General features: G+C 61.9%; 10 protein-coding genes. 5 read left to right on the forward strand and 5 right to left on the reverse strand.

Going from position 1 to position 21,934, the window contains the following annotated elements:
* The first annotated feature begins 113 nt into the window (after window positions 1-113).
* The gene (locus tag ABTV87_RS19135; RefSeq protein ID WP_179694343.1) at window positions 114-1,643 is read left to right on the forward strand and encodes an FAD-dependent oxidoreductase; all 1,530 of its coding nucleotides are present in this window, start codon (window positions 114-116) and stop codon (window positions 1,641-1,643) included.
* A 63-nt stretch (window positions 1,644-1,706) separates the two neighbouring features.
* Here ABTV87_RS19135 and hemB read toward each other — a convergent pair whose 3' ends face one another.
* Together hemB and ABTV87_RS19145 are read right to left on the reverse strand one after the other, a co-directional pair.
* Window positions 1,707-2,681 carry a porphobilinogen synthase gene (gene hemB, locus ABTV87_RS19140; protein WP_085648205.1) on the reverse strand — a complete coding sequence of 325 codons (975 nt, stop codon included), beginning with the start codon at window positions 2,679-2,681 and terminating at the stop codon, window positions 1,707-1,709.
* Window positions 2,682-2,939: 258 nt separating this feature from the next.
* Entirely contained in the window at window positions 2,940-3,638 is a 699-nt protein-coding gene (locus ABTV87_RS19145) for a glutathione S-transferase family protein (RefSeq protein ID WP_007958984.1), read from the reverse strand.
* Between the two features lie 295 nt (window positions 3,639-3,933).
* On the opposite strand from ABTV87_RS19145, the gene ABTV87_RS19150 reads away from it, so the two are divergent.
* On the forward strand, window positions 3,934-4,608 hold the full coding sequence (locus ABTV87_RS19150; protein WP_007958986.1) for a hypothetical protein: 675 nt from the start codon (window positions 3,934-3,936) through the stop codon (window positions 4,606-4,608).
* A gap of 27 nt (window positions 4,609-4,635) precedes the next feature.
* Here ABTV87_RS19150 and mnmH read toward each other — a convergent pair whose 3' ends face one another.
* Both mnmH and selD read right to left on the reverse strand, forming a co-directional pair.
* A complete protein-coding gene (gene mnmH / locus ABTV87_RS19155) occupies window positions 4,636-5,739 on the reverse strand; it encodes a tRNA 2-selenouridine(34) synthase MnmH (protein ID WP_433898151.1) in 1,104 nt (367 codons plus the stop codon).
* Window positions 5,739-6,773 carry a selenide, water dikinase SelD gene (selD, locus tag ABTV87_RS19160; protein ID WP_085608285.1) on the reverse strand — a complete coding sequence of 345 codons (1,035 nt, stop codon included), beginning with the start codon at window positions 6,771-6,773 and terminating at the stop codon, window positions 5,739-5,741. The genes mnmH and selD overlap by 1 nt, the downstream gene beginning before the upstream one ends.
* 152 nt (window positions 6,774-6,925) lie before the next feature.
* On the opposite strand from selD, the gene ABTV87_RS19165 reads away from it, so the two are divergent.
* From ABTV87_RS19165 to ABTV87_RS19175, 3 genes are all read left to right on the forward strand, one after another.
* Window positions 6,926-7,903 (forward strand): hypothetical protein, encoded by a 978-nt coding sequence (locus tag ABTV87_RS19165; protein WP_433898152.1) that lies wholly within the window; start codon window positions 6,926-6,928, stop codon window positions 7,901-7,903.
* A 13-nt stretch (window positions 7,904-7,916) separates the two neighbouring features.
* Entirely contained in the window at window positions 7,917-9,575 is a 1,659-nt protein-coding gene (locus ABTV87_RS19170; RefSeq protein WP_433898153.1) for a hypothetical protein, read from the forward strand.
* 125 nt (window positions 9,576-9,700) lie between these two features.
* Complete coding sequence (locus ABTV87_RS19175; protein WP_221535513.1) at window positions 9,701-10,939, forward strand: OmpA family protein; 1,239 nt, start codon at window positions 9,701-9,703, stop codon at window positions 10,937-10,939.
* 85 nt (window positions 10,940-11,024) lie between these two features.
* Here ABTV87_RS19175 and ABTV87_RS19180 read toward each other — a convergent pair whose 3' ends face one another.
* Complete coding sequence (locus tag ABTV87_RS19180; RefSeq protein ID WP_433898154.1) at window positions 11,025-21,545, reverse strand: autotransporter-associated beta strand repeat-containing protein; 10,521 nt, start codon at window positions 21,543-21,545, stop codon at window positions 11,025-11,027.
* Window positions 21,546-21,934 lie beyond the last annotated feature (389 nt).

Consider the following 21,934-nt stretch of genomic DNA (forward strand, 5'->3'; position numbering starts at 1 on the left):
TGTTCCATCGTCCCGTTTGGCAGACCGACTGGCCGCCCTCGCCGTCTGATCCATACTTGCTGCTGCACACTCAGTGGCAAGCCTGGGGTCAGGACACGCGAGGAGGACAGACCATGAACCGCAGTGATGTTCTGATCATCGGCGCAGGCCCCACCGGACTGGTGCTGGCCCTGTGGCTGAGCAAACTGGGCGTGCGCGTGCGCATCATCGACAAGGCTTCCGCGCCGGGCACCACGTCGCGGGCGCTGGCGGTGCAGGCGCGCACCCTTGAGCTGTACCGGCAACTGGACCTGGCCGATGCGGTGGTGCGCAACGGTCACCGGGTGGCGGCGGCGAATTTCTGGGTCAAGGGCAAACCCGTGGCGCAGTTGCCGCTGAACCGGATCGGCGAAGGCCTGACGCCCTATGCCTTTCTGGAAATGTACCCGCAGGACGAACACGAGCGACTGTTGATCGACCGCCTCGAAGACTACGACGTGACCGTCGAGCGCAACACGACGCTTGAGAGTTTCACCGAAAACGGCGACGGCCTCACCGCGCATTTGCGCCTGCCGGATGGCGAGCAGGAAATCTGTCAGGCCTGCTATCTGGCCGGGTGTGACGGCGCCCGTTCGGTCGTGCGCAAAACCCTCGACACCGGTTTTCCCGGCGGCACTTATCAGCAGATTTTCTATGTCGCGGATGTGCAGGCCAGCGGCCCGGCGCTCAACGGCGAGTTGCATCTGGATCTGGATGAAGCGGACTTTCTGGCGGTATTCCCGCTGGCCGGCGAAGGCCGTGCGCGGTTGATAGGCACCGTGCGTGACGAACGTGCGGATCGCGCCGAAACCCTGGAATTTTCCGATGTCAGCAACCGCGCCATCGAACATCTGAACGTGCACATCGAGGACGTCAACTGGTTCTCCACCTACCGCGTGCATCACCGGGTGGCGGATCACTTTCGCAAGGGCCGGGCGTTTCTGCTCGGTGATGCGGCGCACGTACACAGCCCGGCCGGCGGCCAAGGCATGAACACCGGCATCGGCGATGCGATCAATCTGGCGTGGAAACTCGCGGCAGTACTCGGCGGCGCGGCTACGCCCAAACTGCTCGACAGCTACGAAACCGAGCGCATCGCCTTCGCCCGGCGACTGGTGTCGACCACCGACAAGGTCTTCAGCTTCGTCACCGCTGAAGGTCGCATGGCCGACCTGTTGCGCACGCGGCTGGCGCCGTTCCTGATTCCGAAAATGGCCTCATTCGAGACCAGTCGCGAATTCCTGTTTCGCACGGTGTCGCAAATCACCGTCAACTATCGGGGCATGGCGTTGAGCGAAGGCGTGGCCGGGCATGTCCACGGTGGCGACCGCTTGCCGTGGGCCCATGATGGCGAGGGGGATAATTACGAGCCGTTGCGCCATCCGTGCTGGCAGGTGCATGTGTACGGCGACACCAGCGACGAGATGATCGCCTGGTGCAATGAACATCACTTGCCGCTGCACGTGTTCGACTGGCGTCCGGCGTTTGAAACGGCAGGGCTGGGGCGCAACGGCTTTTACCTGCTGCGCCCCGATACCTACGTGGCGATTGCCGACAACAGCGCGGATCCGAAGGTGATCGAGCGGTACTTTCGTGATCACGGGATCCGGCCGTTTTTTACCTGATTCAGAACACCACAAACCACTGTGGGAGCGAGCTTGCTCCCACATTGGGTTTTGTGATGTTGCTTAAATCCCGGCCAGGGCCAGGTCCATCGCAAAGTAGGTGAAGATCAGATCCGCACCCGCGCGCTTGATCGCGCCGAGGCTTTCGCGTACCACGCGATCTTCGTCGATGGCCCCGGCCTGGGCACCGAACTTGATCATCGCGTACTCGCCGCTGACCTGATACGCCGCCAGCGGCAGGTTCGAGGCTTCGCGGATGTCGCGGATGATGTCCAGGTACGCCCCGGCCGGTTTGACCATCAGCGCATCGGCGCCTTCCTGCTCGTCGAGCAAAGATTCGCGCAGGGCTTCGCGGCGGTTCATCGGGTTCATCTGATAGCTTTTGCGATCGCCCTTCAGCGCGCTGCCGCCAGCCTCGCGGAACGGGCCGTAGAGCGCCGAGGCGAATTTGGTCGAGTAGGCCATGATCGGAATCTGCGTGAAGCCGGCATCGTCCAGTGCCCGGCGAATCGCCCGCACCTGGCCGTCCATCGCCGCCGACGGCGCGATCACGTCGGCACCGGCACGCGCCGCGGCTACCGCTTGTTTGCCCAGGTTGATCAGGGTCTGGTCGTTGTCGACTTCATGGTTGTGCATCACGCCGCAATGGCCGTGGTCGGTGTACTCGCAGAAGCAGGTGTCGGACATCACGATCATTTCCGGCACGGCATCCTTGGCGATCCGCGACATGCGCGACACCAGACCGTTTTCGCGCCAGGTGTCGCTGCCGTTGGCGTCCAGATGATGGGACACGCCGAAGGTCATCACCGACTTGATTCCGGCGCGGGCATAACGCTCGATCTCGCCGGCCAGTTTGCGCTCGGGAATACGCATCACGCCGGGCATGCTCTTGATCGGCACGAAGTCGTCGATCTCTTCTTCGACGAAGATCGGCAGCACCAGATCGTTGAGGGAAAACTCGGTTTCCTGGAACAGGCTGCGCAGGCTCGCATTGCGGCGCAGACGGCGTGGACGTGCTTCGGGGAACTGACTGGACATGGGGCCTTTCCTGAAAACAGCGGATGAGACGAAAGTCGTAGGGGGCGAAGCTTATGCCTTGCGGGGGACGGGGTACAAACCTGGATCAATCAACAGTGCATTACCGGGCACGCAACAATCTGCGGGCGTCATCACTATTCCTGTGGGAGCGAGCTTGCTCCGGGCGGCGATCCGACGAAGGAGGTGTATCAGAAAAAGATGTGTGACTGACACGACGCCTTCGCGAGCAAGCTCGCTCCCACAGGGTTATTTGTGGCGTCAGGACGGGATGGTCAGGCCGCGCACAACGGCCGGCCGCGCCAGGAAGCGCTCCAGCACCCGGGTGACGTTCGGGAAGTTGTTGATGCCGACCAGATCGCCGGCTTCGTAGAAGCCGATCAGGTTGCGCACCCACGGGAACGTGGCGATGTCGGCGATGGTGTAGCGCTCGCCCATGATCCAGTCGCGCCCTTCCAGGCGGGTGTTCAGGACGCTGAGCAGGCGTTTGCTTTCGTCGACGTAGCGGTCACGGGGACGTTTGTCTTCGTAGTCCTTGCCGGCGAATTTGTTGAAGAAACCGAGCTGGCCGAACATCGGGCCGATACCGCCCATCTGGAACATCAGCCACTGGATGGTTTCGTAGCGCAGCGCGCCTTCCTGGGCCAGCAACTGGCCACTCTTGTCGGCGAGGTAGATCAGGATCGCGCCGGATTCGAACAACGGCAGCGGTTTGTCCTCGGGACCGTGGGGGTCGAGGATCGCCGGGATCTTGTTGTTCGGGTTCAGCGACAGGAATTCCGGAGACATCTGGTCATTGGTGTCGAAGCCCACGCGGTGCGGCTCGTACGGCAGGCCGATCTCTTCGAGCATGATCGAGACCTTGACGCCGTTGGGGGTCGGCAGGGAATAAAGCTGAATCCAGTCAGGGTACTGCGCCGGCCATTTCTGGGTGATCGGGAACGCGGACAGATCGGTCATGTGTAGCATCCAGTCACAAAATGAAAGGCCTGAGCATAATCCACGATCAGCGCTCTGGCTCGGGTTCTTTACGCCCTCGCCCGCCGGCTTACTTAAATCCGCAACATCCTGTGATTAACCTTCCCTTCAATCGCACGGGCTGAACGGTAAAGTGCGGCGCACGTAGCCGGATCGAACCAAACAGGCCTCAGGGGGCTCCAAGCAAGCCATTGATGACAGGGAAAACATCCGGCGCGCGAGCCCCGGTGCAGAGGTTTGTCAGCCTTAACCGAACAGACTGAAGAATCCTTATCCCATGACGAACTTGATGAAAGTCGCCAAACGCTTCAAACATCGCGCGTATGTGGCCCTGCCCACTCTGCTGGCGGTCAGCGCGCTGTTCCTGTCGCTGGAATCCAGCGAAAGCCGTGCGCAACCGGTGGACGGCACCCAGACCCTGGTGTTCCTGCGCCACGCGGAGAAACCGGCCGGCGGTCTCGGTCAGCTCAACTGCCAGGGCCTGAACCGGGCGATCGACCTGTCGACCCTGCTGCCGGAAAAATTCGGCAAGGCCGACTATGTGTTCGCCGCCAACCCGACGCGCAATGTCGAGGAAGGCGAGCTGGACAACTCCTACAGCTACATCCGACCGCTGATGACCATCAGCCCCGCCGCGATCAAGCTCGGTCTGCCGGTGAACATCGAGTTCTCGGCCAATGACACCAGCGATCTGGCCCGGGAGCTGATCGAAGACAAGTACCACAACTCGACCATCTACACCGCGTGGTCCCACGGCTACCTGCCGGAGCTGATCAACAAGGTAGCGGGCAAGGCTGTCGGCGAGAAGCAGAAGATCACCGAGGATTGGGAGTCCAGCGATTACGATTCGCTGTATGTGCTGACCCTGACCTGGCACAACGGCAAGGCCAGCCTGCAGAGCCACAGCTACAAACAGGGGCTGGATAACGGCCAGGAAAGTTGTCCGACCTGAGTTTGCCCGGGGCCCGCTCGGGCCCCGTCAGGCCTTGGGTTTATCGCGTTGACGCAAGTACTCGATAACGGCCTGCCGCTCCCCGGCAAACTCGATCCGCCCGCCCTTCTTCTCGCGCTGGAACACATACATCGGGTCGTAATACTCGCGCAGCAAACCTTCGATCCACGCGCGGTGCAAATCCACCGCCCCGCTGCGGCCCTGCTCCGCCAGCGCCTCTTCCATCAACACCCGCATGCGTCGATGCCGCTCGCCACCCAGACGCTTGTGCACGTTGTCGAGGCTATCCAGCAAGCGCTCGGAAAACCGACCGAAACCTTCCTCCCCATGCACTGCCTGAAACTCGGCAGACAAATCCACCACGTAATCGCGCAGGATCCGCTCGACGCGCTGCTCGAAACGATCTTCGAGCCAGACCATCGGGTATTGCTGCATGCCCTGATACAGCGACAGCGGCAGCGCGCAGCTGCCCACCACCCGGCTCTCATCCTCCAGCACAAACTGCTCGATGCCGGCCGCACGCTTTTTCAGGAAGTCGATGGCCAGCCGGTTCTCGAAATCGATGTTCGACGGCTGACCGGTGGCGCGCTTGCCGAAGCTGGAACCTCGGTGATTGGCATGACCTTCCAGATCCACGCTGTTGCGCAGTTGCACCAGCACTTCGGTCTTGCCGGTGCCGGTCATGCCGCCCAGCAACACGAAATCACACTCGGCCTGGGCCGATTCGAGGGTGTCGATCAGAAAACCCCGCAGCGCCTTGTAGCCACCGCCGATACGCGGATAGTCGATGCCGGCTTCCGACTTCAGCCACTGCTGGACGATCTGCGAACGCAGGCCGCCACGAAAGCAATACAGAAACCCTTCTGGATGCGCCCGGGCAAATGCCGCCCAAGCCTGGAGCCGTTCGGCCTTCACCGCACCGGACACCAGTTGATGGCCCAGTTCGATAGCCGCCTGCTGACCGTGATGCTTGTAACAAGTGCCGACCCGCTGGCGCTCGATGTCGTTCATCAGCGGCAGATTGAGCGCACCGGGAAACGCGCCCTTGTGAAATTCGACCGGCGCACGGGCGTCCATCAACGGCCGGTCGTTGAGGAAGATGTCGCGATAGTCCGTGAAGTCGACGGCCATCAATTCACCTCGACGGCGGTACTCTTTCGCTCCAGCAGTTCGCCGATGGGTTCCAGTGTCAGGCCCAGTTCGGCAGCGACGGCGAGGAATTCGGCATTGCCTTCGGGTGTGACGGCCACCAGCAGCCCGCCGCTGGTTTGCGGGTCGCACAGCACTCGCTTGTGCAATTCCTGCACCCGCCCGACGCGGCTCGAATAACTGTCGAAATTGCGCAGGGTGCCGCCCGGCACGCAGCCCTGTTCGAGGTAATACTCGACGCTCGCCAGACGCGGTACCCGGTCGTAAAAAATCCGCGCCGTGAGGTGACTGCCGTCGGCCATTTCCACCAGATGCCCGAGCAGCCCGAACCCGGTGACGTCGGTCATGGCGGTGACCCCGGCCAGTTTGCCGAAGCGGCTGCCGGGCTTGTTCAGCGTACACATCCAGTCCCGGGCCACGCCGATGTCGTCGGGGCGCAGCTTGCCCTTCTTCTCGGCGGTGGTGAGGATGCCGATGCCCAACGGCTTGGTCAGGTATAGCAGGCAACCGGCGGTGGCGGTGTCGTTGCGTTTCATGAAGCGCTTTTCTACAAGCCCCGTGACGGCCAGGCCGAAGATTGGCTCCGGCGCATCGATCGAATGCCCGCCGGCCAGCGCAATCCCCGCCGCATCGCACACCGCACGTCCGCCGCGAATCACCTCTCGCGCCACTTCCGGCGCCAGCACGTTGACCGGCCAGCCGAGGATCGCAATCGCCATCAACGGATCGCCGCCCATGGCGTAGATATCGCTGATCGCATTGGTGGCGGCGATGCGGCCGAAGTCGAACGGATCGTCGACGATCGGCATGAAGAAGTCCGTGGTCGAGACCACCCCGCGCTCGGCATCGATTTCATACACCGCCGCATCATCGCGCGACGCGTTGCCGACCCACAGTTTCGGATCAAGGTTCTGCGCCCCGCTGCCGGCCAGAATCACCTCCAGCACCTTGGGCGAAATCTTGCAGCCACAACCGGCGCCGTGGCTGTATTGGGTCAGACGGATGGGCTCGGTCATGAGGGCAGTCTCTCGGCAAGGAATGAAGCAAAGACTAGCAGAGAGCCAAACGGGGCTGCCGTGTCAATCCCTCCTAAGATAACTGAAGGCATATTGACATCACCCTTCAACCAGGGAGAATCCCCGAACGTCTAAAAAGTCAGGGATTACTTATGAAACTTCGCGCCTTCAGCCCCATGGAAGAATCGTTTATCGACAGTTGGGTACGCGAACCCGCCATCCCGCGAGCGGAAAACTTTCACGCGACTGACATTTTTTCTTCGATCACCAGCGCTGTGGGCCGGGCATTTGACGCGACGCGTGAGACGGTGGCAGAAGCCGCGGACATTGTCGGAGATAAAGTCGGCGATCTGTATGACGCCACTGTAGAAACGATTGCCGATGCTGCGGACGTTGTGACTGAAGCGGCTGAAAAGGTCGGTGATGCTGTATCCGATGCCTACAACTCCACTGTCGAAACCGCCTCCAGCGCTGCCGATGTTGTAGCTGACGCCTACACCTCGGCGGTTGAGTCCGTGGTGGAAGCGGCAGACAAAGTGGGTGATGTACTTGGCGATGCCTACGACTTCACACGCGAAACCATAGCCAGCGGTTACGACAGCTCCCGTGACTATGTGGCCGAATTCGGCACGTCAATGGCAACCTTCTGGAATGCCAAAAAAGAGCTGGAAGAGCGTAAGGAAAAAAACGCGGAGGCTCGCGGTGAAATGCGCCAGAAAGCCAAGAGTGAAGTTCGGGAAAAGCGCTTCACCGAGGCACTGGCCAAAGCCAAGGCCTGCATCGATAGCCACGAAGCCTACTTCAAGATGCTGATTGCCATGCAAGCTGTCGCCCAGGCAAGCGCCGCCTGCGCCGGGGTAGCCAGCAATGAGGACAAACAGCAGATCGACGAATTCCTGATGGGTATGGGGGGCGGGTTCCTGCCAGCCAAAGTACAAACTGCAATAAACCTGCTGTCCCTCAACCCTCCCACGCTCAAAGAAGCTTTCATTCGCGCACGAAAAGTCGGACCCGAGGCGCAGCCATTGTTTGAAGAGATCATTGATTTCGTCACAACACTGAACGGCGAAATGAGTGTGACGCAAAAGGCGTTTCGCTCGGGATGGGCACAGTTGTCTGCCGCTGCTTGAAAGGAGAAACACCATGACGGATCGAATTGAACGTTTCAAAGCCCGGCAACGCCAGCAAGCAGCAATCGCCAAAGGCCCCCGACTGATTGAATTGCCTGAGGCTGATCTCGCTCGACAATTGAGTGACATCTCTATCAACCCCGTACTATTGGAGCAAAGTTTCACTGAAGCTGACTTTACGGTGGATCTGCACGTGTCTGACGATGAATCCGATGCGGTGCTCAAAGCGTACTCCGACGCTTTCAGCCAGCAACGATTCGACCAACTGGTCGGCGACAGCAGACGGGAAGTATTACAAGCCATCGCAGTGCCTTTCGGACTCGGTCGAGTGCTGGCGGTTTACGACAAGAAAGGAGGTAATGTCGACACAATCAATAACGCCAGAAACGAAGTATATGCGACCGATGCTGCAGCAAAAAAATATGCGGATCTGCCCGCGTACGATTCGACCAAGTTCCATGGGGACAAGGCTTACATCGCAAAAAACGCTAAAGATACCCTCGACCAGAATTCAGGCGTACTGAAGGACGCTTATACCAACGAAACCTTCAGCCAGAACAAGAACCAGGATCCGCGCAACCTTGATCACACCATTTCGGCGAATGTGATTCATACCGATCGTGGGCGCGTACTGGCGGACGCGGATGCGCCGACACTGGCGAATGCAGATTCGAATCTGAACCCAACCAAAAAAGCACTGAACCAGTCAAAAGGCAAAAAAAGCGCTACTCAATTCGTCGAAGAGCTGCAAAAGAACACTCAGAGCCGTCAGGAAGAAATGCAGCGCTTGTCCAACAAACAAGAGCTGACGCCCAAAGACGAAAATCGTCTGCGACTACTCAAGCAACAAGAGGCAATCGCACAAAACCCCGACCTGCTCCTGGCCAAGGACAAAGCAGCACGTGAGGCGTATGAAAAGAAGCTCAGTGATGCCTATTACAAGAGCGACAAATTCAAGGCTGATCTCGCCAAAACCAGCCTGAAGGAAGGTGGCAAGATGGCCTTTCAGCAAGCCTTCGGCGTCATGCTCATCGAATTCTTCAGCGCGACCTTCGACGAACTTACAGATCTGTACCGCAATGGCCGTTCTCACGAGTCGTTGGTGCCAGAGTTGCGGACCCGCCTGGAACGCATTGCGAAGCGAGTCGCAAATCAATGGCAAGCAGCCTTGGCGGCAGGCGGTGGAGGCTTCGTGGCCGGCGTTCTGGCCAACCTGGTGACAACGCTGATCAACGTCTTCGTCACCACCGGCAAACGCGCGGTTCGCATGTTTCGTGAAGGATTCATGTCACTGCTCAAGGCACTCAAAACGCTGCTACTGCCCCCGAAAGGGCTCACATTACGTGAGGCCGCCCACGAGGCGATCAAGATTACCTGCGCAGGCGGTGTGATCATCGCCGGGGTCGCACTGGAAGAAATCATCGAAAAACAGATGCTCATGATTCCCGGGCTAGGAGCCTTGGGCGCGGTTTTGTCAGCTGTAATCGTCGGAGCTCTGACAGGCCTGGCCAGTACCTTTGTTGTTTATCTTGTAGACAAGCTGGATCCGCTGGGCGTGAACCGGGATCGCGAGTTGATCGCGCTTAACGAACGGTCAGATCAAAACCTGAGGCAGGCGATGGCAGAAAACGACAGATTGCTTTTGGTGCTGGAAAACAGTCTCACCACCTGACACCCATCTATGCCAAGTCAGTTTTACCTGACCGTCAAAAGATGGCTTGTCGTTTCTCTTGCTTGATCAATTAAGAAAAACAAACCCTGCATGCATCGCGTGCAGGGCCTTCCTCGGGAAAACTCGTGTCTGAATTACTTGAAAACCTTCAAAAACTTGCATCCTTTGCAGCCAAATCAACAGTTGCACTTGGCATTCTTATAACGTGGGGTTACTGCGCGTTCCTGATAAATTTCTTCCCGACCGGACTCAACCTGGCAGACAGCCTGGTTTTTATCTTCATCGCGCTAGGGTTTGGTTTTTTGTACTCGTATTGGTTGGGCAGCAGTTTTATAGCGTTCAACTTTGCTTTCGCCGCATTCAAAGAAAAAAGCATCATTGACAAAGTATTTTCTATTTTATTCAGCTTGTTTTTCTTCAGCGCTCTCGCCTTGGTGGCTTATTTCATGGAGGACTGGGCTGCCTTCTTTGCGCCCATCGCCAGCGGACTCATCTTGTACATTGCAGCAAACCACTGGAAATCCGACGTATCCGATACCGCTGAAAAACAAAAGCGAGCACTGCAACGAATCGTCTTGCTGGTCATTGCCATCGTTATTCCAGCAGCCATGGTGCCACCCGTTTTCGGCAAGTTCATTGACGGAACCTTTGGCTTTATTGGAGTCCAGCAAAAAGACGTTTCACTGGTGTTAAGCGAAGAAAATCAAAGAATCATCAGCGACACCGCAAAGGAACTGAACCTCTCCATTTATGGCTGTACGAAAGAGGGAAACCAAACCAACATTGCTCATCACTTCAATGTCCTCTGGCATGGATTGGGCGAACGCAGTCTCGTACAACTGCTCGCCTACGATACTGAAAGCAAAAAATGGAACAAAAAAATCGCAAAAATCGAACTGGATCGCAGCGGCGTTAAAGTCCTGACTCCGGAGAACAAGCGAAATAGTTTCAAGACTTGCTTAACCGTCAACACCGACACGCTTTTCGATATCTACGACGACAAAATCAGCGCTAACGGAAAGAAACAACTCGCTCAATTTACTCAGGAAACCGAACTCAGGCTGGCAGCGGATCATCTGAAAATACTTTCCGCCAACATCATCGGCCACACTGACAGAATCCCCGTGCTCAAGACGGGAGATTCTAACGCCGCCCTGTCCATGCGGCGCGCCGACAGCGTGTATGCAGAGATCAAGGAACTGTTTTCCGATTTGCCTGAGGCACAAGTAAAACGCCTCGGACAGGGCTCACTACAACCCAAGTCGACATGCACCAGAGATCTGCCGCTACCTGAACAAAAGGAATGCCTAGCGGTAGACCGACGCGTTGAGATCGAACTTAAAGTACAACTGAAAGAACAATGAGCACTCGTTCAAACGGATAACAAAACGAAAGCGGTGATCAAAAAAAAGCCGCCCTTTCGGGCGGCTGAAGTGCTTCGCTCCTGAATCAGAATCCGAGGCTGAAGCTGATGGTCATCGCATGGTCGTTGCTCTCGTTCGACAGCTGCCCTGAATAACCGATGCCGAGTTTGCCGGTCGGGCTGATCTGGAAGTCCACGCCTGCTTCGACCACCGCGCTGTCTTTGGCAATCGGCACGCCCTGGGTGTTGAACGAGGCGCCGCCGTCGATGAAGGTCAGGTCGGCGTCAGGTTTGGTGTCGCCGAAGGCATGCCGCCAGCCGAGCGCCGCGCGCGGAGTGAATTGCCCGCCGTTGGTCAGGGTGATGACCTTGCCGGCGCGCACGCCCAGGGTCGAGAAGGTGATGTCCTGATCGGACTCGGCGCGCAGGCGCCCCACTCCGCCTTTCTCCTTGGCCTTGTCGCTGTCGTAGTTGACGTACGCCAGACCGGCGAACGGTTCCAGGGCAATCCCGGCCGCTTCGATGGCATAGCCGACTTCACCGAACACCTGGGCGCTGCGCGCGTCGTAATTAGCCTTCAACCGATCGTTGTAGGCACCGACGCTGACGTCGCGCTTGGTTTCGATGTCGTGCCAGCTGTATGCCGCACCGAGGCGCACCGCCAGGGCATCGAATTGCGAGTTGAGGTACGCCGCCAGGTGGTAGCTCTCGACCGTGGCATCCGAGCGACGATCGTGAGCATCCAGATCGCTGCGGGTGTAGCCGGCGGCCATGCCGACGCGCCACTGGTCGTCGATCTGCTTGTCGGTGCCGAGCATGAAGCCGCTCAGGTTGCGATCCAGCTTCGCGCTGTTGCTGTTGCCGTCCGACTCGCCCCAGGCCCCGAGTGCGCGGGCCCAGCCGACCATTTCGCCGTGGCAGCCGTTGCTGCTCAACTGATTGTCGCTCGGGGCCAGGGCGCGGCGTGGATCGTCCGGTGCGCTGCACGAAGGCTGGCGCATACGGTCGTTGACCGCGTCCCGCACGTAGCGCGAATCCTCAAGGATTGCGCTGGCGGTGCTGGCATGGATTTCACCCGACAGACTGTCGAAGGCGTTACGTGCGCCCGCCACACTGAGATTGATGATTTCGTTCTGCAACGCAGCGCCCGCCGCGCCGTTACGCATCAACGCCGAAGCGGTGTTGCGCTGGTTGCGGGTAGCAGCGACGTCGACGAACGAGTTGCCGTTGCGGCTGACCACCAGGGTCACCGCGTTCGGGTCATACACCAGCGCCGTGTCGAGGAACGCATATTGCGGCAGATCGGCAGCGCTGAAGGTGCCGTTCACCCCGCCACCGGCGGTGATCAGCGAGTACACGGTGTTGCCGGTGAACGGCGCCAGGCTGTTGACCTGCAGACCACCGCCCAGGGCGGCGGTACCACCGACTGCCAGCGGCGTGGCGGTCGGCGAACTGACGGTCAGGGCCAGTACACCGTCGGCGGCGTTGGTCAGGTTGCCGGCGACACTCAAGGTGCCGTCCTCGCCACCGGAAGCCACCACCCCATGGTTGACCACCGAACCGACGCTGCCATTACCGCTCAGGCCCGCGCCATTGGCCACGGTGACCTGCCCGGCGAGGGAGGCCCGCGCCGCACGGCTGCCGACTTGCAGCACGCCCTGATCCACCGCCACGGTGCCGCTGAAGGGTTGATCACCGGTCAGCAGCAAGCGCGCGGCACCGCGTTTGGCCAGGGCGCCGACACCGCTGAGGCGACCGTTGAACTGGCCGTTGGCGTTCTGCTGGAACACCAGCGATGCGTTGTTGAGGATGTTGCCTTGCAGGCTGGTGGTATTACCGATCAGCGTACCGCCGCTGACCGTGGTCCCGCCGCTGTAGGTGTTGGCGCCGCTGAGGACCAGAGTGCCGGAATCCAGCTTCTCGATACCGCCACTGCCCACCAGCGGTGCGGAAATTTCCGCGCTGCCACCGGCATTCACCCGTACCGGCGCAAGGCTGCCGCCCGGGCCGTTGACCGGGGTCAGCGTACCGCCAGCGCCTGGAACCAGGCTGTAACCGCTGGAGAGGAACTGCAACCCGGTGAAGTTCTGATTGCCTTGCACGGTGACCGTCCCGCTCTGCCCGCCGAACACGGCGAACTGACCGTTCGACGCCAGCGCCTGGGTACCGCTCGGATCGGTCCAGTTGGTATTCGGCCCCCACACGCCGCTGCCACCACCGATGCTGCCGTCCGGATTGGTTTTGCCACCGTTCCAGAACTGCACTTCACCCGGTGTGTTCTGTACCAGCAGGTTGACCTGATTGGCCAGCGCGGTCTGCAGCGTCAGGTTGGCCGCCGATACCGGCAGGCTGCCGTAGACCAGACCGTTGTTGGTCAGGCTGCCGCCGTAGCTGAACAGTTGATAGACCCCGGTGCCAAAGCCGCCGGCATTGCTGATGTTCAGCGTGCCGTCGAGGGTCAGGTTGCCGGCGACGTTGACCACGGTTGTGGAACTGGTGGCCGAGCCGAGGGTGAAGTCCAGGTTAGTGCCCGAAGACAACGCCAGCGAACCGACCGACAACGGCGTTGCAGTGCCGCCGCCCGTCAGCGTCGCACCGTTGGCCAGTTGCACGGCGCCTGCGAACACGCCGCTGCCGCCAATTTTCGCCCCGCTGGCGACGTTGACGTTGGCACTGTTGAGCACACCGTTGACGTTCAGCGAACCGGCCTGCACCGCGGTGTTGCCGGTGAAGGTGTTGTTGCCGGTCAGCAGCAAGGCGCCGGTGCCGGTTTTGTTCAGAGTGCCGACGCCCGTCAGATTGCCGGTGTAGCTGCCGTCACTGTTCTGCTCGAAGGTCAGCGTCGCGTTGTTGACGATTGCACCTTGCAGGCTGCTGGTGTCGCCACGGGTGCTGCCGCCGTTCAGCGTCGTGCCGCCGCTGTAGGTGTTGGCGCCGCTGAGGATGAGGTCGCCACTGCCGTTTTTCACCAGGCTGCCGCTGCCGGTGATCGCACCGATCAGGGTGGTGTTCTGGTTGCCGGCCAGGGTCAGTTGCGCACCCAGGTTGATGGCGTTGGCCAGTTGCAGCGCAGAAGTGCTGTCGAGGGTGCCATTGCCCAGCACGCTGAGGGCGCCGCTGCTGATCGCGCTGTTGTTGCCCAGGATCAGCGAGCCACCCGAGAGCTGGGTACCGCCGCTGTAAGTGTTGCTGCCGTTGAGGGTCAGGCTCGATGCGCCGGTCTTGATCAGACTGCCGCTGCCGCTGACCACACCGCCGAGGGTCAATGCGTTGGAGCCGGCGACGGTGAGTCCGCCGTTGAGCACCACGGCGTTGGCCAGGCTGACCGCTGCGTTGCTGTCCAGCGCCGTGCCGTTGGCGGCGGTCAACACGCCGGTGCCGAGGGCCGCGTTGTTGCCGACCACGATCTTGCCGCCGTTGAGCGCAGTACCGCCGGTGTAGCCGTTGGCGGCGTTGAGCACCAGGGTGCCGGTGTCGTATTTGCCCAGTGTGCCGGCGCCGTTGAGCGCCACGCCCACGGTGGCGGTGACGTTCGGGTCGACCCGCACGGTGGCATTGCCCAGCGATCCGTTGACCAGATTCAGCGAACCGGCCGTGCCGTTCTGCAGGCTGTAGCCATCGGTGACGAACTGCATGCCGGTGATGGTTTGCGCGCCGTTCACCGTGACGGTGCCCGCCGTGCCCTGGAACACCGCGAAGCTGTTGGTCCAGGCCTGATTGGTGGTGCCGTTGACGTCGGTCCAGTTGGTGGTGCCGGTGCCCCAGGTACCGCTGCCGCCATCCACCGAACCATTGGCGACGAGCTGGTTGCCGTCCCAGAACTGCACGGTGACGCCCGGTGCGGTGACCAGCAGGTTGATCTGGTTGGCCAGTGCGGTTTGCAGGGTCAGGTCGCCCGGGGTGACGCTGCCCGGCACGGTGCCGATCAGCATGCCGTTGTCGGTCAGACCGCCGGTGTAGTTGATCAACCGGTACACGCCGCTGCCGAAACCGCCGATGTCGCTGACGTTAAGCGTGCCGTCGAGGGTCAGGTTGCCGCCGACATTGACCAGCGGGTTGCCGCCACCGGAGACCGGTGTACCGAGGCCGACATCGAAGTTGGAGTTGGCGTTGAACACCAGCGAATTCACCGACAGGGTGCTGCCGGTGGCGCCGGCCAGATGACCGCCATCCGCCACGGTCACGGCCCCGCCGAGCGAACCGCCGCCGGTCAGAGTGCCGCCGCTGTTGACCAGCACACTGGCGCTGTCCAGTGAGCCGCTGACGTTCAAGGTACCGGCGTTAACCGTGGTGTTGCCGGTCAGGCTGTTGAGGCCGGTCAGGGTCAACGTGCCGGTGCCGAGTTTGCTCAACTCGCCGGTGCCGGTAAGTACACCGTCGAAGATGCTGCTGGCGTTGTTGCCGCCGATGCTCAGCGTGTTGCCGCCGCCAATTAGAGCGGTGCCGGTGCCGGTCAGGCTGGCGAGGCTGCCGGAGCCGCCGAGATTGAGGGTCGCCGCAGCGCCGAGATTGACGCCGGCGTTGCTGCCCAGTGCCGAGTTGCCCAGGGTGGTCAGGCTGCCGGACTGCACATCGAAGGTGCCGCTGAAGGTGTTGTTGCCGGACAGCGTCAGGTCGGCCAGACCGTTCTTGGTCAGGGTGCCCGCCCCGGCGATCACGCCACCGAGGGTCAGGTTGTTGTTGCCGGCCACGCTGAGGTTGGCATTGACGTTGATGTTGTTGGCCAGCACCAGCGGCGCCGTGGTGTCGAGGGTCGAGGCGCCCGCCACCGTCACCGCGCCGGAACCCAGACCCGCCGAGGTGCCGAGGGTCACGGTGCCGGCGTTCAGTGTGGTGCCGCCGCTGTAGGTGTTGATGCCATTGAGGGTCAGGTTGGACGCGCCGTTCTTGATCAGACCGCCAGTGCCGCTGACCACGCCGCTGAGCGACACGTCGCTGTTGCCGGTGTTGGTCAGGTTGGCATTGAGCACCACGTTGTTGCCCAGCGACACCGAGGTGTTGCTGTCCAGCGCCGAGGCACCGGCGACGGTCAGGTTGCCCAGACCGAGGGCGCCGTTGCTGCCGGCGGTCAGGGTGCCGGCATTGAGGGTGATGCCACCGAGGAAGTTGTTGGCCCCGCTGAGGATCAGGTTGGCCGCGCCATTCTTGGTCAGGCTGCCGGCGCCGTTGATCGCGCCGCTCAGCGTCAGATCGTTGCTGCCGACGATGCCGAGGTTGCCCGCCAGGTTGATCGCGTTACCCGCCGTGAAAGCGCCGCTGGCATCCAGGGTGGTGCCGTTCGCCGCGTTCAGGGTGGCCGAGCCCAGCGCGCTGTTCGACGCCAGAATCAGACCGCCCGCGTTCAAAGCCACTGGCCCGAGGAAGGCGTTGTTGCCGCCGAGGGTCAGGCTGGCCGAGCCGTTCTTGATCAAGCCGCCGGTGCCGGAAATGACGCCGTTGAGGGTCAGCGCATTGCTACCGAGCACAGTGAGGTTGCCGTTGAGCGTGGCGGCGTTGGCCAGGGTCACGGCGGTGTTGCTGTCGAGTTGCGTGCCGGCATTGGCAATCAACGCACCGGTGCCCAGCGCGGTGTTGCTGCCGACGACCAATGTGCCGCCGTCCAGTTGCGTGCCGCCGGTGTAGCTGTTGGCGCCGTTGAGTACCAGAGTGCCCGCGTCGAGTTTGTTGATGATGCCGCTGCCGTTGATGTTCACGCCGACCGTGGCGGTAACGCCCGGATCGACCCGCATCGCCGTGGTGCCGCCGGTGCCGTTGACGGCGGTCAGCAGACCCGACGTGCCGTTGACCACGTTGTAGCCATCGGTGAGGAACTGCATCCCGGTGAACAGTTGCGTGCCGTTGACCGACACCGTGCCGGCCGTGCCCTGGAACACTGCGAAGTCGCCAGCCCAGGTCTGGTTCAGCGTGCCGTTGGAATTGGTCCAGTTGGTGCCGTCGGCAGTCCATGTGCCCGTGCCGCCATCCACCGTGCCGTTCGGGATCGTCTGGCTGCCGTCCCAGAAACGCAAGTTGGTGTTCGGGGCCGACACGATCAGGTTGACCTGATTACCCAGGGTCTGCACGAGGATGTCGCCAAGGCCATAACCCACCGGCACACCGGCCACGGTCAGGCCGTTGTCGGTCAGCGCGCCGATGTAGTTGAACAGGCGATAGACACCGACGCCAAAGCCGCCGGCATCGGTGACGTTGAGGTTGCCGTCGAGGGTCAGGTTGCCGCCGATGTTCATCAGCGAAGAGGTCGATGGCGTGGCGAGGCTCGCGTCGACATTACTGTTGGCGGTGAGAATCAGCGACGAGGTCGACAAGGTATTGCCCGAGGACAACGCCAGATGACCGCCGCTGTTGACGGTAATGAAGCCCAGCGCCGAACCGGTACCTGTGAGGGTCGCACCGTTGTTGACGTTGAGCTGGGAACTGGCCAGGGAACCGGTGAGGTTCAGCGTACCGCCGTTGACGTTGGTGTTGCCGGTGATGCCGTTGATGCCGGTGAGGTTCAGTGTCCCGGTACCGACTTTGGTCAGGGTGCCGCTGCCACCGAGGTCGCCGTCGAAGGTGCTGGTGCTGCTCACGCCGCCCACGGTCAGGGTGTTGCCGCCGGCGACCTGCACGCTGCCGCTGCCGCTCAGCCCGTTGAGGCTGTTGCTGCTGTTGAGAAAGAGATTGGCACCGGCGCTGATATTGGCGCCGGAAGTATTGCCCAGCGCCCCGCTGCTCACGGTGGTGACGCTGCCGGAGGCGATGTTCAGCGCGCCGGTGAAGGTGTTGTTGCCGCTGAGCGTCAGGTCGCCGAAGCCGTCCTTGGTCAGGCTGCCGACGCCATCGATCACGCCGCTGAGGTTCAGGGTGTTATTGCCGGCCAGGGTCAGGCCGGCGTTGAGAGTAATGTTGTTGCCGACACTCATGCCGGTGCTGGTGTCCAGCGTCGAAGCGCCGCCGACGGTCAGGCCGCCACTGCCCAGCGCAGCGGCCGAGCCCAGTGTCAGCGTACCCGCGTTAAGCGTGCTGCCGCCGCTGAAGGTGTTGGTGCCATTGACGGTCAGGTTAGCTGCGCCGTTCTTGATCAACTGGCCTGCGCCGCTGATCACGCCGCCGAGGGTCAGGTCCTGGGTACCGCCGACGCTCAGCGCCGCATTGAGCACGACTGCGTTCGCGAGGCTGACCAGCGGTGAACTGCTGTCGAGGGTTGCCGCACCGCCAACGGTCAAGGTGCCGGTGCCGAGCGCCGAGCTGTTGCCGACAGTCACCGTACCGGCGTTCAGGGTGGTGCCGCCGGCGTAAGTGTTGGTGCCATTGAGGTTCAGATTGGCCGCACCGTTTTTCACCAGGCTGCCGGCGCCAGCGACGGTGCCGGTGAGGGTCAGATCGGCGCTGCCACCGATGTTCATCGCACCGGCGAGGTTGACCTGATTGCCCAGAGTGACGGCGGTGTTGGTGTCCAGCGTGGTGCCGGCCGCGGCGTTCAACGCGCCGCTACCGATCGCGGTGTTGCTACCGACAATCAGCTTGCCGACGTTCAGCGCGGTGTTGCCGAAGTAGGTGTTGGCGCCGTTGAGGATCAGGTCGGCCGGGCCGCTTTTGGTCAGGCCGCCGACACCGGAGACTACACCCGCGAGGGTCAGCGCGTTGCTGCCGCCGATGGTCACGTTGCCGCCGAGGTTGACGTTGTTGGCCAAGCTGGTCGCGGTGCTGGCGTCCAGCGTGGTGTTGTTGCCGGCATTGAGGATGCCGGTGCCGAGGGCGGTGTTGGAGCCGACGATCAGTGTCCCGGCGTTCAGCGACGTAGAGCCGGTGTAGGTGTTGTTGCCGGTCAGGGTCAGGGTCGACGAGCCGGTCTTGATCAGGTTGCTGCCGCCGCTGATCACGCCGCCGAGGGTCAGCGGGTTGGCGCCGCCGGCGGTGAGGTTGGAGTTGAGGGCAATCGCGTTGTTCAGCGTCACGTTGGCGCTGCTGTTGAGCGTTGCGCCCGCCCCGCCCACGGTCAGCGTGCCGGTGCCGAGTGCCGCGCCGTTGCCGACGGTCAGGCTGCCGGCGTTGAGCGCGGTGCCGCCGGTGAAGGTGTTGGCGCCGTTGAGGGTCAGGTTGGCCGTGCCGTTCTTGATCAGTTGACTGGCACCGCTGAGCACGCCGCCCAGGATCATGCCGTTGCTGCCGCCGATGGACAGGTTGCCATTGAGCGCGACGTTGTTGTTCAGGATGACCGAGGTGTTGCTATCGAGAGTCGCGGCGCTGGCGACAGTCAGGGCGCCGCTGCCCAGAGCGGCGGCGTTGCCGACGGTCAGGGTGCCGGCGTTCAGCGTGGTGCCGCCGCTGAAGGTGTTGGCGCCGTTGAGAATCAGGTTGGCCGCGCCGTTTTTGGTCAGCCCGCCGCTGCCGCTGACCACGCCGCCGAGGGTCAGGTTGGCGCTGCCGCCAATGTTCAGGTTGCCGCCGAGGGCGACGGCGTTGCTCAGCGCCACGGCGGTGCTGGCATCGAGGGTGGTGCCCGCCGCCGTGGTCAGCGCGCCAGTGCCCAGCGCGGTGTTGGAGCCGACGATCAGCGTCCCGGCATTCAGTGCCGTGCCGCCGGAGAAGGTGTTGTTGCCGCTGAGGGTCAGGTTCGCGGTGCCGCCCTTGATCAGGTTGCCGGCGCCGCTGATGACACCGCTCAGGCCCAGCGCCTGGGTGCCGCCGATGGTCAGCCCGCCTGCCAGCGCCACTGCGTTGGCCAGGGTCACGGCGGTGGTCGCATCCAGCGTGGTGCCGGCCGCCGCGTTCAAGGCGCCCGTGCCGAGGGCGGTGTTGCTGCCGACGAGCAAACTGCCGCCGTTGAGCGCGGTGGTGCCGCTGTTGGTGTTGTTGCCGGTCAGGGTCAGGCTGGCGCTGCCGCTTTTGGTGATCGCGCCGGTGCCGGAGACGATGCCGGCCAGGGTCAGGGCATTGCTGCCGAGCACGTTCAGCGCACCGGTGATGCCGACGTTGTTGGCCAGGGTCACGTTGCCGGTGCTGTCGAGGCTGGTGCCGTTGCTGGTGTTGAGGACACCGGTGCCCAGGGCGTTGTTGTTGCCGACACGCAAGGTGCCGGCGCTGAGGCTGGTGATCCCGGTGTAGGTGTTGATGCCATTGAGGGTCAGGCTGCCGCTGCCGGTTTTGGTCAGGTTGGCGGCGCCGCTGATCACTCCGCCCAGGGTCAGCGCACCCGTGCCGGTCGCGGTCAGGGTGCTGTTGAGCGTGATCGCGTTCGCCAGCGAAATCGGCGTCGTCGCCGAGATACTTGAAGAGCCGCCAACGGTGATGCCCCCGGTGCTGAACGCCTGGTTGTTGCCCACCAGCACCACACCGCCATTGAGCACGGTGTTGCCGGTGTAAGTGTTGATGCCGTTGAGGTTGATCTGGCCGCTGCCGATCTTGGTCAGGCCGCCCGTGCCGGAAATCACCCCGTTCAGGGTCATGCCGTTGATGCCCTGCAGAGTCAGGCCAGTCCCACCCAGGTTGATCTGGTTGGACAGCGTCAAACCGGCATTGCTGGCCTGGAGAATCCCGCCGTTGGACGTCAGCACACCGCTGCCGAACGCCGCGTTGTCATTGAACTGCGCGACACCGCCATTGAGGGTGGTCGCACCGCTGACCAATGGCCCCTGCAAGGTCCAGGTGCCGCTGTTGAGGGTCAGATTGTTGAAGTTGACGTAGGTTGCGCTGGACGCGGTGCCGGTCCCGGTGGTGCCGCCGCCGAGGCCGATCGGGTTTTGCAGGATCAGCGTGTTGGTACCGGCCGCGCCGCCATCGATCGTCCCGGTCGGGGCGAAGGTCAGATTGATGCCGATCAGGCCACCGAGGCCGACGGAGACTTGCACACCGTCGCCGACGTTAACGCTGGAACCGGTGATCGCGTAGAAGGTGTTGGTGCTGCCCGCCCCCATCGACACGCCGCCCGTAATGTTACCGGCGTTGGTGAAGGTGTTGCCCGCCACCGACGTCTCGAACGCAACCCGGCCGTTGATCGTGCCGCTGGCGCTGTTGGTCATGTTGACTTGCGAACCGCCATACACCCCGACCACTGGCGTATCGGCCAGGGTGATGCCGCCAACCGACAGCCCGGTGGAGGTAATCGTGCCGTCGTTGGTGATGGTCGTGGTGCCCGAGACCGAGTTGTTCACGGCGATCCCCAGCCCGTCGATGCTGGTCAGGTTGAGTCCGAGCAACATGCCGGTGCCGCGAATGAGCCCGGTGGTGTTGTTGACGATGCTCACGGTGCTGGTTGCGCCGGTGCCGATGAACGCGCCGCCACTGAGGATCGACACCAGGCCCAGCAAGGCCGGGTCGAGGGTGCCGGAGTTGTTCAGGTTGATGTTGGCGCCGGTCAGGTTGATGACCTTGCCACCCAGGGTCGCGTTCATCTGCGCGCCGTTGGTGACGTTGACCGTCAGGCCGCTGGTGGCACTGCTGTAGTCATTGAGAAACAGCGGCAGGGTCGGAACGCCCGAACAGGTAATCGTGGAGCCCGCCGCCGAGCAAGTGGCGAACGCCTGCTCGCTGACGCCACCGAACAGCAGCCCGGCGACGCTCAGATGCACAGCAAGGGACAGTGGGGAAAAACGCGAAACGAGGGCGACACCAAACCTTGCTTCCACGGGTTACTCCTTGCGTGGCCAATTTCGTCCTTGAAGGCGTGCAACTGCGGCAAGATTCAGCACGCGTATCAAGCGTATGACGGTCATCAGATAAACCGTCCCATTCCAGACACACGCTAGTTGATGCCCTGCGATGGAGCACCGGTTAAATAGTGTTAATACTTTTGTGCGATAAGGCCCTGCGTCGATACTTCCGGCCGTTCTGAGCAAGGACTTGAGGGCTATTTCAGACGCTTTTGAGGGGAGTTGACCGAGCCGCCAGCTAAACCCGCGAATCAATCGATTTTTCAGCCACTTGAGAAACTGGTACGGCTTGTGCAAACGTTTGCGAGCTACCGTTGACTGCCTTTTCGTTACAAAACCGTACAGGCCCCATGATTCCGGGCCGT

The sequence above is a fragment of the Pseudomonas sp. PSE1(2024) genome, from assembly GCF_050990555.1.
Lineage (GTDB): Bacteria > Pseudomonadota > Gammaproteobacteria > Pseudomonadales > Pseudomonadaceae > Aquipseudomonas > Aquipseudomonas aphyarum.